8 protein-coding genes are annotated in these 13,106 nt (G+C 51.2%); 7 read left to right on the top strand and 1 reads right to left on the bottom strand.

The window, feature by feature from the left end; all coding sequences use genetic code 11:
- The first annotated feature begins 279 nt into the window (after positions 1 to 279).
- The 5 genes from E5354_RS04585 to ychF all read left to right on the top strand — a co-directional run bounded on the left by E5354_RS04585 (position 280) and on the right by ychF (position 6,479).
- Positions 280 to 1,041 (top strand): shikimate dehydrogenase family protein, encoded by a 762-nt coding sequence (locus E5354_RS04585; protein WP_135946578.1) that lies wholly within the window; start codon positions 280 to 282, stop codon positions 1,039 to 1,041.
- Between the two features lie 74 nt (positions 1,042 to 1,115).
- Entirely contained in the window at positions 1,116 to 2,156 is a 1,041-nt protein-coding gene (locus tag E5354_RS04580) for a YeiH family protein (protein ID WP_135946577.1), read from the top strand.
- A 54-nt stretch (positions 2,157 to 2,210) separates the two neighbouring features.
- Positions 2,211 to 4,226: a ComEC/Rec2 family competence protein gene (locus E5354_RS04575; protein ID WP_135946576.1), complete on the top strand. Its 2,016-nt coding sequence runs from the start codon at positions 2,211 to 2,213 to the stop codon at positions 4,224 to 4,226.
- A gap of 13 nt (positions 4,227 to 4,239) precedes the next feature.
- A complete protein-coding gene (locus E5354_RS04570) occupies positions 4,240 to 5,301 on the top strand; it encodes a M20 family metallo-hydrolase (protein ID WP_135946575.1) in 1,062 nt (353 codons plus the stop codon).
- A 74-nt stretch (positions 5,302 to 5,375) separates the two neighbouring features.
- On the top strand, positions 5,376 to 6,479 hold the full coding sequence (gene ychF, locus E5354_RS04565) for a redox-regulated ATPase YchF (protein ID WP_135946574.1): 1,104 nt from the start codon (positions 5,376 to 5,378) through the stop codon (positions 6,477 to 6,479).
- Between the two features lie 17 nt (positions 6,480 to 6,496).
- Here ychF and dinB read toward each other — a convergent pair whose 3' ends face one another.
- Positions 6,497 to 7,603, bottom strand: a complete 1,107-nt coding sequence (gene dinB / locus E5354_RS04560; RefSeq protein WP_135946573.1) for a DNA polymerase IV — start codon at positions 7,601 to 7,603, stop codon at positions 6,497 to 6,499.
- A gap of 79 nt (positions 7,604 to 7,682) precedes the next feature.
- Here dinB and E5354_RS04555 point away from each other — a divergent pair, with 79 nt between their 5' ends.
- Positions 7,683 to 8,906, top strand: a complete 1,224-nt coding sequence (locus E5354_RS04555; RefSeq protein WP_135946572.1) for an MFS transporter — start codon at positions 7,683 to 7,685, stop codon at positions 8,904 to 8,906.
- Between the two features lie 131 nt (positions 8,907 to 9,037).
- Entirely contained in the window at positions 9,038 to 13,057 is a 4,020-nt protein-coding gene (locus tag E5354_RS04550) for a response regulator (RefSeq protein WP_135946571.1), read from the top strand.
- The last annotated feature ends 49 nt before the right edge of the window (positions 13,058 to 13,106 follow it).

Here is a 13,106-nt window from a genome sequence, read left to right as displayed (position 1 = left end):
TCGTTTTATAATCGTGGATTATATCCATGTCTGCAAATGTAATTATAATTATTTATTATAAACATTTTTTCACTGATTTTTTAATAAAAAGCATCACTTTGCCACCATAGCAGCCAAAATCGTTCCTATTCGTAACAAATTTTCGTTATTTCTGTACTTTTAATAAAACCTGCTCTATTATTGCACATAATTTGGATTAATCATTTTATTAATAAAAACCATTTACATTTATCCACATTTATGTATTTTTGCAATCTGGAAACAAAAACTTGAACAAACATGGCCGATAAGAACGAACGTCTATACGGACTCATAGGTTACCCTTTGACCCACTCTTTTTCCCAAAACTATTTCAATCAGAAATTTGAATCGGAAAACATAAATGCACGGTACATAAATTTTGAGATTCCCGACATAGGCGACCTTATGGAGGTAGTTGCCGAGCATCCAAATCTTTGCGGACTCAACGTGACGATTCCCTACAAGGAACTTGTGATTCCGTATATGGATGAAATGGACGACGATGCAGCCAAGATAGGAGCGGTGAATGTCATAAAGTTCATCCGCAAAAAAAACGACTTGAAGTTCAAGGGCTATAACTCCGACATAATAGGATTCTGCGACTCAATACGCCCGCTACTCAATTCCGAGCGTGAAAAGGCACTGATTCTCGGCACGGGTGGAGCGGCCAAGGCTGTTTATCAAGGGTTTATAAATATGGGCATTACTCCTTCCTATGTTTCTCGAACGGCACGCCCCGGAATACTGACCTATTCCGATCTTACCCCCGAAGTCATGGATGCTCATAAGATAATAGTGAACACCACTCCTCTTGGAATGTATCCTCACATCGACGAGTGTCCCGACATACCCTACAACCTGTTGACACCCAAGCATCTGTGTTATGATCTGCTTTACAATCCCGACATAACCCTGTTCATGAAGAAAGCGGCAGAACACGGAGCCGAGGTAAAAAACGGGCTTGAAATGCTGCTGCTCCAGGCATTCGCCTCGTGGAACATCTGGAATGAACAAGATTAGACATCTGTTTGTATAGAAAATACGAGTATATTTTTCGCTTCCAAAATCAAGAATAATTAAACTTTAAACAATCAATGTTCACCGAAAAAAGAAGCAGCATGCTCCACGGAGTATTGCTTATTGCGTTATTTTCTTGTGCTGCATTTTACATAGGCGAAGCACAGATATTAAAAGAGATTTCATTCAGTCCTATGATCATAGGCATCATTTTGGGTATGTTGTATGCCAACAGTCTTCGCAACCACCTGCCTGAAACATGGGTGCCCGGAATTCAATTCTGCTCAAAAAAAATCCTTAGGCTCGGTATTATCCTTTACGGATTCAGGCTTACGTTCCAGGATGTCGTAAATGTCGGCATGGCCGGAATCGCCGTCGACTCGATCATAGTGGCCGTAACAATACTCGGAGGAATTTACATAGGCAAGCTGATGAAGATGGATAAAGACATCGCATTGCTTACATCAATAGGCAGCGGTATATGCGGTGCCGCAGCAGTGCTCGGCGCGGAATCGACCATACAGACAAAGCCATATAAAACAGCCGTAGCGGTGGCCACTGTCGTAATATTCGGAACAATATCCATGTTCTTATATCCTATAGCCTATCGGTCAGGATGGCTTGACCTCACTCCCCAGCAGATGGGAATATTCTCAGGGGCGACATTGCACGAAGTGGCGCATGCCGTAGGTGCCGGCAACGCAATGGGACAAGAGATCTCCAACGTTTCAATAATCGTGAAGATGATACGCGTCATGATGCTTGTACCCGTATTGCTGATTTTAGGCTATTGGGTTGCTAAAAAGGCAAAATCAGGAATGAATGCCGACGGAAGCGTCCAGAAAACAAAAGTCGCCGTTCCTTGGTTTGCGGTTGGATTCCTTGCAGTAATCGGCTTCAATTCATTTGACTTGCTCCCCGTTCCTGTGGTGGATGCCATCAACTACGTAGATACATTCCTGCTAACAATGGCAATGGCCGCCCTTGGTGCCGAAACGAGCATCGACAAATTCAAGAAAGCGGGAGTAAAGCCGTTTATACTCGCGTTCTGGCTATATGTCTGGCTGATATTCGGCGGGTATATGCTGGCCAAATATCTTGCCCCGATCTGGCTATAGGAGCCTGCCTAAGGCTATCCCGACACAGGCCGTCGGAACTAACATCATCACATTATGCGTCCTCCTCTCTCCTATATTCCGCTTCTGCCGGCGACCACAGGTGTAGTCGTCGGCATATTGGCTGCGTATTACGGATTACCTGCATGGTGGATTGCCGCGCTACTGGTAGGCGGCATTACACTGCTGTGCATAAGAGGGTTACGCCCTATAGGAGGGCTACTGCTGGCCGCGGCACTGGCAATGGGCGACATGCTCATGCAATCGCCGCCGCAAATTCAGGAGCTGTCGCTGCCTGACGATGCAGGAGTCTACACTGCAACGGTCGATGATGTAACGTGCAATGAAAGCGGACAGCACCTCAACATAACCACACGCGACTCCGCCGGGGTGCGCTTCAAGGCCGTGATAACGGTGCCGTCGCTCATCCCGGAAATCAACCCCGGCGACAATGTGGAGTTGACGGCAAAATTCACTGCTCCCCGTCGTGACGATTCGCCCGACTCTCCCGACTATGCAGCAATACTCATGAAAAGAGGTATAACGGCTACGGCATTCGTAAGACCCGGCGACATACATGTTACCTCCACCAACAATTCGCTGCTGTGGCGCATAAAGCGACTGCGTCCCGTGATGGGCAACCTGTTGAAGCGCAGTTCGCTTGACCGCAGGTCATGCGAGTTCCTGACAGCCACGCTCACCGGCGACGATTCATTGATGCCCGAGGAGTCACGTGCCACTTTCACCGCATCGGGCCTTGCCCACATCCTTGCTCTCAGCGGACTTCATGTGGGCATATTGTCGGTTGTCGTCGGCATAGCCCTGCTGCCCCTCTATCTCGCCCGAAAACGTAATGCCATGACGACATCGCTCATCGTAATTCTGTGGTTATATGCCATCGTCACAGGGTTGTCGCCGTCGGTAACGCGCGCCGTCATCATGGCCACAACACTCGGCATAGGCTATATCCTGCAACGCCGTTACGTGTCGATGAACGCCCTACTCCTGGCCGCCTTGATCATCCTGGCCTTCGACCCGCTGCAGCTGCTCAATGTAGGATTTCAGCTATCGTTTGCCTCGGTGGCGGCAATTCTGCTCTTCACACCGCTGCTCAACCCTGTGAGTCCGCGACAACGGTTGCTCTATTACATCACGTCGCTTGTCGTAGTGTCAATCGCCGCCACGATAGGCTCGGGAGTGATAGCAACCTACTATTTTCACACATTCCCCTTTTGCTTTGTAATAGCCAACACGCCCGTGCTGCTCATGCTTCCATTGATCATGGGAGCCGGAGTGCTGCTGATCGTGTGCGAAGCGGCAGGTTACGACCCTGTGTGGCTATGCTCGGCAATCGACGCAATGTATAACGCGATATTCGCTTTCGCCCGCATGGTGAGCAACCTCCCTCACTCGGCGGTAAGCGGCATATACTTTTCGGGATGGGTCATGATTCCCTATTTCATCACGGCAGGAGCTCTGGCCTGGTCGTTATGGCGCCGCAAAGCGGCAGGATGGTGTGCAGCGGCAGCCGGTGTCGTAGCAATCATCATCACGTTGAACGTAACGCAGCGCAAGTTTCCGGCATCGGAACACTTCATAGCGCGTGACAGCTACGCTACCGATATAATTTACCGTAACGGCACCGAGGCATGGCTAATAACCACGGCGGGCGAACGTAACGCATTGTCCCGGCTGGAAAACTCGCGCAACCGTCACCGTGACTTCCTCGCCATGCGCGGAGTCGACTCGCTGCGGCTTGCTCCCGCATCGATTACCGTCAACGGAATGTCGCGACATGACGCAGTTGTGGAAATCGACGGAATAAGGTATGCGCTGATAAATGCCGACTCCCTGCTCAACCGTGATTACAGCCATGTAGATTATGCCATAGTGTGCCGGGGATTCCGAGGCAACGTGCTCGACGCACACCGGCGGCTGAAGCCCGACTCGATAATGCTGAGCGCCGACCTCCACGTGCGCCGTCACGACCGTTACCTCGACAGTCTGCAACGTTACGACATCCCCCACCGCTCACTGAGGCAGTCGACATTACATCATATTAAGCGAAAATGACTAATTTTGCATCATGGACGAACTATTTTATCAAGCAGTTGACCTGCTCAAGCAACTCATATCCACTCCCTCGATAAGCCGTGACGAAGCCGCCGCAGCCGACATCGTGGAGCAATTCATCAACAATGCGGGACATCAAACCCGGCGTCACAATAATAATGTGTGGACAATAGCCGACGACTACGACCCGAGCCGCCCCACTCTGCTGTTAAACTCCCACATCGACACCGTAAAACCCGCCCCGGGATGGCAGCACGACCCCTTCACTCCGCAAGTCGACGATGAAAACCGGCTTTTCGGACTCGGCAGCAACGATGCAGGGGCATCGCTTGTGTCGCTCCTCGCCGCCTATCTGTTCATGAGCGGTAAAGAACGCAGCTACAATCTCGTGTTTCTCGCATCATGCGAGGAGGAGGTCAGCGGGCGTGACGGAATTGAAGCGGCGATCCCGCTGTTGCCCCACATCGATGTGGCAATCGTGGGTGAGCCCACAGGGATGAATCCCGCCATAGCCGAGAAGGGGCTGATGGTGCTTGATGCCGAAATCGACGGAGTAGCCGGACATGCCGCCCGCAACGAGGGTGTAAACGCAATCTATCAGGCAATTCCCGTAATCGAAACACTGCGCAACCTGCGACTGCCGAAGGAGTCGGCGACTCTCGGCCCGGTAAAGATAAGCGTGACGCAGATAAACGCCGGCACACAACACAACGTAGTGCCTTCGCTGTGCAAGATGGTTGTCGATGTTCGCACAACCGATGCCTACACCAACGAGGAAACGCTTGCCTTGCTGCGCGAAGCGGTGCCGCAATGCAGGCTCACGCCACGCTCAACACGCCTTAACCCGTCGGGAATATCGCCCGATCACCCCATAATAAGGCGTATGACAATATTAGGAGCCGAGCCTTTCGGATCGCCAACCCTCAGCGATCAGGCACTTATGCCCTGGCAGTCGGTAAAGCTTGGTCCCGGTGACTCGTCACGCTCCCACACAGCCGACGAGTACATAACTCTTGACGAAATACGCGAAGCCATAGCTACATATATAGCCCTACTCGACGGACTGAACATCTAAGACTACGTTCCCCAATATTTCATATTAAGGATTGAATTTCGTAACTTTGCAGAAATTTTTAAAATCGAATATTCATGGCTTTACAATGCGGCATAGTAGGACTACCCAATGTGGGCAAGTCAACACTTTTCAACTGTTTATCCAATGCGAAGGCTCAATCGGCCAATTTCCCGTTCTGCACAATCGAGCCCAATGTGGGAGTAATAACCGTGCCCGACGAGCGACTCAACAAGCTTGTCGAGATGTGTGAACCCCGCAGCGTGGTGCCGGCCACCGTCGAAATCGTTGATATCGCCGGACTTGTGAAAGGCGCAAGCAAGGGTGAAGGACTCGGCAACAAGTTCCTCGCCAACATACGCGAAACCGATGCCATACTTCACGTGTTACGCTGCTTCGACGACGACAACATAACCCATGTCGACGGAAGCGTCGACCCCGTGCGCGACAAGGAGATAATCGACTATGAGCTTCAGCTAAAGGACCTTGAAACAGTGGAGGCACGAATGGCCAAGACTCAGAAACAGGCTCAGACCGGAGGTGACAAGGTGGCCAAGATGCAATATGAAGTACTGCGACAGTACAAGGAGGCCCTCGACCAAGGCAAGCCTGCACGCTCGGTGCAGTTTGAGAGCGTCGACGAACAAAAGTTTGCCCGCGACCTGTTCCTGCTCACCAACAAGCCCGTGCTCTACGTGTGCAATGTCGACGATGCATCGGCAGTCAACGGCAACAAGTATGTCGAAGCCGTGCGCGAAGCCGTCAAGGACGAAAACGCCCAGATACTCATCGTTGCCGCACAGACCGAAGCCGACATCGCCGAACTCGACACCTGGGAAGAGCGTCAGGAGTTCCTCAACGAAATCGGTCTTGAGGAGTCGGGTGTGAGCCGACTGATACGCTCGGCCTACGCGCTGCTCAATCTGCAGACCTATTTCACCGCAGGTCCCGACGAAGTGAGAGCATGGACATTCATGCGCGGCTCCAAGGCACCCCAATGCGCAGGAATCATACACACTGACTTTGAGAAAGGATTCATACGTGCCGAAGTCATAAAATATGATGACTACGTGACACTCGGAGGCGAAGGCGGCGTAAAGGAAGCCGGCAAGCTGAGCATCGAGGGCAAGGAGTATGTAGTGCAGGACGGCGACATAATGCATTTCCGATTCAACGTATAGAGTCACCCCACATCCATTCAAGAGTCCACACCGTCGGGATTGTCGAAGTCGAAGCACAGCTGACGCCACACAGGCCCGACGGCTGTCATGTCACGCGGATTTGAAACCGAAAGTCCTATAAGTCTTATGGGATGTGACGCATAGTCCACCTCATTGACAAGTTTGCGTCCGTTGGCGATAATCTTTTCGAGAGTGTCGATGGCCTCATGTCCCGGCAGCGTGACACTGCGCGTTATCTGCACAAAATCGTGAAACTTCACCTTCAGCGTCAGCGTAGAGCCTTGGAATCCTTTGCGCTCAAGACGGCTGTACAACTCCTCGGCGGCCTTGACAAACTCGATGTCGACCGACGACGAGTCGTTTATATCCTCGTCAAGAGTGTGCTCACACCCTATCGACTTTCTGATTCTCACAGCTTCGACAGGACGATTGTCAATGCCTCGGGCAAAGTCATAGTAGACCAATCCGGCCTTCCCGAAAGCACGCGTCAGTATGCGCTTGGGACAGTCGCGCAGCTGCGCCCCGTTGTGAATGCCCATCGAGTGCATCTTTCCGGCCGTCACGGGCCCCACTCCCCAGAAATCCTCAATCGGCAACCTGGCTATAAAGTCAAGCGCCTGTGACGGATGTATCGTACACAACCCGTCGGGCTTACGGTAATCCGACGCAATCTTTGCAAGAAACTTGTTGTAGGACACTCCCGCCGAGGCCACGAGATTAAGACGCTCGCGAATTTTGCGCTTTATCTCGCGGGCAATGTCGACACCCAGTTCTATGCCCGGCTTGTTGACCGTGACATCGAGAAACGCCTCGTCGAGCGATATAGGTTCGATAATGTCGGTGTATTCATGAAATATGTCATGGATGCTCTGCGACACGCTCTTGTAGACATCCATTCGTCCATGAACGAAAATAAGTTCGGGGCATATACGCTTGGCTTTCTGCGACGACATGGCCGACCTCACACCGTAGCGGCGCGCCTCATAACTTGCAGCAGCCACCACCCCGCGACGCTCGGCGTGACCAACAGCAACCGGACGGCCTCGCAGCTCGGGATTGTCGCGCTGCTCGACCGAAGCATAGAAAGCGTCCATGTCAATGTGAATTATCTTGCGTTCATTCATAGCCCCTGCAATCATTGGTGGGTGTGCAAATTTACCCATTTTTTTGTAACTTTGCACTGTTTTTTTCACGATATCACCTATGTCAAACCTGTCACTTAAGCTTAAGAATATTGCTTCCGACTCCAATTTCCCCATACTCATGGCATTGTGCTGTGTACACTGCTTCAACGACCTTCTCCAGGCCGTCATCTCGGCCGTGTATCCCATGCTGAAGGACGATCTGTCGCTCAACTTTGCCCAGATAGGCCTGATAACTCTCGTTTACCAGATAGCGGCATCAGTGTTTCAGCCGGCTGTGGGATTGGCATTTGACAAGCGCCCCTTTGTAGGTAGCCTGCCCATGGGAATGTGCTCCACCACGCTCGGCATCATCTTGTTTGCCTGGTCGTCATCGCTTGCCATGGTACTTGTGTCGGTGTTTCTTGTAGGTGTAGGTTCGTCGACACTCCACCCCGAAGCGTCACGCATAACATCGCTCGCAAGCCACGGCCGACGCGGTCTTGCGCAATCCATATTCCAGGTGGGCGGCAACCTCGGTACATCAACAGGCCCGCTGCTCGTGGCCCTGCTCGTGGCACCCTACGGACGCCATCACGTGATGTGGTTTCTCATCATATCGGCACTCGCTTTCTACGCCATGCGCCCTATATGCCGCTGGTATCGCAGTTACCTCAACGGCATCAAGTCACGCACAAACGGCAAGACGCAGCACCACCTGCCACTGCCGTTGTCCAAGAGGCGCACGATATTCGTGATCGGGGTGCTTCTTGTGCTTATCTTCTCCAAGTACATCTACATGGCGAGCCTCACCAACTACTACACATTCTATCTTATCGACAAATTCGGCGTAAGCATCCAACACTCCCAGATATTCCTCTTCGTATTCCTTGTGTCGACAGCAGTCGGCACCCTCGTGGGCGGCCCGATCGGCGACCGTTACGGACGCAAGCCCGTGATATGGGTATCGATTCTCGGTACGGCACCGTTCAGCATGCTCATGCCCTACACCGGACTTGCAATGACGGTTGTTCTCAGCTTCTGCGTGGGATTCATGCTGTCGTCGGCCTTTCCCGCCATACTGCTTTACTCACAGGAGTTGCTTCCCAACAAGCTCGGACTCGTTTCGGGACTGTTTTTCGGGTTTGCCTTCGGCATAGCCGGAGTGGCCTCGGCCGTATTGGGCAATTTCGCCGACAGTTACGGCATCGAAACCGTGTATCACGCATGCGCCTACATGCCGCTGCTCGGACTTGTGGCCTACTTCCTTCCAAACTTGAAAAAAGATGGAGTCACAACTCTTTAATGCGATTTTAACAATGGCATAATGCCGTTAAAAAAGCTTAAAACAGAGTTCTGTTTCACCGATTAATTGGGATATTTTCATATTTTTGAACTACCGATTAAGCAAAAATTAGCCTTAGACCGACATAAAATATGATAAGACCTTTAGTGATTTTGCTATTCATCACCTTAAATTGTCTAATTTGCTCTGGTCAATCTTATAAGCTGTTCACCTCCGACCATGACATATCGAGCAGCCTCGTCATGAAAGTGTGCCAAGACAATAACGGGATGATTTGGGTAGCCACCGAAGACGGACTGAACCGATATGACGGATCCAAATTCATTGTGTTCCGAAACATACCGGGCGACTCGACATCGCTCGCAAGCAACCTTGTCAACACCATAAATGTCGACAGTAAAGGTCGCACATTCATCGGCTCCTACGCCGGTCTGCAGTTGCATGACCCGGCCACCGACACATTTTCACCGCTGGCAAAGACACCTGACGGACAAACGTTTGCAAGCGCCATCAACGACCTGATATTCCGCAAGAACGGTGAAATAATCGTAATAGGCAACAAAGTAGGTCGCATAGTCAAGGCCGACAACAAGAGCATAGTAATAGAACCTGCATTTACCGACCACCCCGAGATAGAGTATGTACACAACGGCATCGAGGACATTGACGGCGACCTGTGGCTCCTGAAAGAGGAGATGGGTACCTACAGGCTTGATTCCGACAATAACATATATCGCTATTTCGGACGCCCCGGCGACCCCGTACTCACCTCAATTACCATAGGTCGCAACGGTGTAATATATGCGGGAAGCATGAAGCACGGACTTTTCCAATTTGACAAGAAGTCCGACAAATTCATACCTGTAAATACGGTCAATAACGACCATTCGTTTGTTAAAGAACTTTACACCGATGTAAACGGTGAAATATATCTTGCCACCGATGGACGAGGGTTGAAAATATTCAACCCCATGAGCAATCAGATAAGCGATGTGAAATTTGGAAACGGCGACCTCGACTACCACAAGCAGAAAGTACACAGTGTGACCAAGGACGACAGCAACAACCTGTGGCTCGGAATTTACCAGAAGGGGCTCGTGATGCTGCCGGCTCATCCCAATTCATTCAAGTACATCGGCCACAAGTCGATAGCCAACAATGTCATCGGCTACAACTGCGTCACGACGATGTGCCGCGACGCCAACGGCATCCTGTGGGTGGGAATCGACAACGACGGCGTGTATGGAGTCAATCCCGACGGAACACAGTATGCCCACTATCTCAATCCGGTGCCCGAGGTGGTGATAAACATCTTCGAGGACTCACGCCAAAACCTGTGGCTCGGCACCTACCTGAACGGAGCCGGCATACTGAACCGCAAGACCGGACAGATCGAATTCATCAAGCTACACGACATCTACAACCGCGATGTGCAGCGATGCTACGCTTTCTCGGAGGACAACAAAGGGAACATCTGGATAGCCACAATGGGCCAGGGATTGTTCAGCTACAATCTCGACACAAAGACAACCAAGCAGTGTGACGACCTGTTGGGCAAAATAGAGTCATGGATATGCACCCTGCACTACTCTCCTGCCAACGATGTACTCTACCTCGGCACCTACAGCGGCCTCTACAAGATAGAGAATCCGTCGGGTGACCGAAAGATAAGCCAATTCTCACCGTCGAGCATCATATACTCCATGCTTGAAAGTAAATCGGGCATAATGTGGATAGCGTCGTCCAACGGCCTGATACGTTTCGACCCGAAAACCAACAGCGAAAAGCTCTATACCACCGAAAACGGGCTTCCGAGCAATGTGATCTATGCAATTCAGGAGGATGACGCGTCATCGCTGTGGATAAGCATGAACGCAGGACTCGCACAATTTAATCCCGAAAAGGAAACATTCACGACATTCTATGTCGAAGAGGGTCTGCAAAGCAACGAGTTCTACAAAAACGCGTCGTTCAAGGACAAAAACGGCACAATCTACTTCGGTGGAACCAACGGAATCACCTACTTCAATCCCAAGAACGTGATAATTCCTGGACGCAAGTGGACCGTGAGAGTAACCGACTTCTATATCCACGGCAAGCCGATAAAGGCAGGTATGAAATCAGGGGCTCGAACGATAACAAAAAATCCGGTATTCAAGGCTACGGAATTCAAGCTTTCTCACGCCGACAACTCATTCTCAATTGAATTCGGAACACGTGAGTACAACCGTCCCGAATCGCTGATCTACCGCTATTCGCTTGATAATGAAAAGTGGATCGACCTCCCCCACGGAACCAACGCCGTAAATTTCAGCGATGTATCGCCCGGAAGCCACACACTGCGAATTGTTGCCGTAGACAACGGCATCCAGTCAGATGAATCGGTGATTACAATCAGCATCGCCCCGGTGTGGTATAACTCATGGTGGGCCAAGCTGATTTACCTCATAATCGTGCTTGGCGTGATATATTACGCTTACTATGTCATGCAGATGCGTGCACGCCGCAAGAGAGAGGCAATCGAGCGAAACTACGAGGCTCAAATCAATGAAGCCAAGCTTCAGTTTTTCATAAATATATCGCACGAGATACGCACGCCTATGACGCTCGTGATGAGTCCGTTGCAAAAGCTCATGGCATCCGATGACAATCCGGCGCGCCAGAAGGATTACCGCACTATCAACCGAAACGCCAAGCGAGTTCTGCGACTTGTCAATGAACTGATGGACATCAGGAAAATCGACAAGGGCAAGATGATGCTTTCGTTTACCGACACTCCCATCGTACCGTTTATCGACGACCTCTGCGACCTATTCAAGCCCGTAGCCGACAGCAAGGACATCACCCTGACATTTGACCACGAGGGACATGACGACATGGAGCTGTGGGTCGACCCGGCCAACTTCGACAAAATCATCATGAACCTGCTGTCGAATGCAGTGAAATACACTCCCAACGGCGGTAAAATCGACATAAAGCTGGCATCGGGAACCGACGACAACACCACCGGGCCGCTGCACCGATATGCTGAAATCAGCGTCACCGACACGGGTATAGGCATACCCGAATCGGAACGACAGCACATATTCAAGCGTTTCTATCAAGTGCGCAACAATCAGACAGGAGGCACCGGCGTGGGACTCCACCTCACAAGTTCGCTTATAAAGCTTCATTACGGCACAATCAACATCGAGGACAATCCCGAGGGACAAGGCACCCGCTTCGTCGTGAGAATACCGCTCGGACACGAGCATCTGCCTGTCAACCAGCTCAACATACCCCTGGCACAGTCGTCAGTGCCCAAGCACACAACCAACATGGTACTCGTGCCCGACATCAATGAAACCGACAACGACAACGTGAAGGTAAAGGTGAGCGAACGCGTACTGGTGGTCGAAGATGACGAAGAGATTCGCAACTACGTGGCTCACGAGTTGTCGACCCACTACAAGGTAGACACGTGCGCCAACGGCAAAGAGGCGCTTGACATAATATTCAAGCAGCAACCCGACCTCGTGATAAGCGACGTGATGATGCCTGAAATGGACGGTCTTGAACTGACACGACGCATAAAGAAGAACATCAACCTCAACCACATACCCGTAGTGCTGCTTACGGCGAAAAGCCGCGAGGAAGACAACCTTGAAGGTCTTGAAACCGGTGCCGATGCCTATCTGACCAAGCCGTTCAACATCGACATTCTCATAAAAACAGTCAACAACCTGCTCAAGAGTCACCAGCGGTTGCGCAACACTTTCAGCGGCAACCAGACACATGACGAAAAGGTCGACGACATCGACACGACATCGAGCGACGACAAGCTCATGGAGCGCATCATGAAGGTTCTCAACAAGAACCTCGGCAATCCCGACATAACGGTGGAAACACTCGCCAACGAGATAGGCATAAGCCGCGTACACCTCCACCGCAAGCTGAAAGAGCTTACCAATCAGTCGCCCCGCGACTTCATCCGCAACACACGCCTGCGCAAGGCGGCCAAACTTCTTGTCGAGAAGAAGCTCACTGTGGCCGAAGTGGCCGACCTTACAGGATTCCGCAATCCCAACAACTTCGCTACATCGTTCAAGGAGTTGTTTGGCGTTTCACCCACCGTATATATGGAACAACACCCCGACTCACCGGAAGAGTGAGCGGGGTGTCATCCCAATTTTCATTAAATAAATGAAACGCGATGCCGTC

This window comes from Muribaculum sp. NM65_B17, from assembly GCF_004793735.1.
In the GTDB taxonomy this organism is placed as follows: domain Bacteria; phylum Bacteroidota; class Bacteroidia; order Bacteroidales; family Muribaculaceae; genus Muribaculum; species Muribaculum gordoncarteri.
Note: the sequence above shows the minus strand (reverse complement) of the source record. Positions and strands in the feature narration are given on the sequence as shown.

Excerpts from the sequence above, each read along its gene's own strand:
- E5354_RS04555 (WP_135946572.1), top strand. The coding sequence starts at position 7,683 with ATGTCAAACCTGTCACTTAAGCTTAAGAATATTGCTTCCGACTCCAAT.
- E5354_RS04585 (WP_135946578.1), top strand. The coding sequence starts at position 280 with ATGGCCGATAAGAACGAACGTCTATACGGACTCATAGGTTACCCTTTG.
- ychF (WP_135946574.1), top strand. The coding sequence starts at position 5,376 with ATGGCTTTACAATGCGGCATAGTAGGACTACCCAATGTGGGCAAGTCA.
- E5354_RS04575 (WP_135946576.1), top strand. The coding sequence starts at position 2,211 with ATGCGTCCTCCTCTCTCCTATATTCCGCTTCTGCCGGCGACCACAGGT.
- dinB (WP_135946573.1), bottom strand. The coding sequence starts at position 7,603 with ATGAATGAACGCAAGATAATTCACATTGACATGGACGCTTTCTATGCT.
- E5354_RS04570 (WP_135946575.1), top strand. The coding sequence starts at position 4,240 with ATGGACGAACTATTTTATCAAGCAGTTGACCTGCTCAAGCAACTCATA.
- E5354_RS04580 (WP_135946577.1), top strand. The coding sequence starts at position 1,116 with ATGTTCACCGAAAAAAGAAGCAGCATGCTCCACGGAGTATTGCTTATT.
- E5354_RS04550 (WP_135946571.1), top strand. The coding sequence starts at position 9,038 with ATGATAAGACCTTTAGTGATTTTGCTATTCATCACCTTAAATTGTCTA.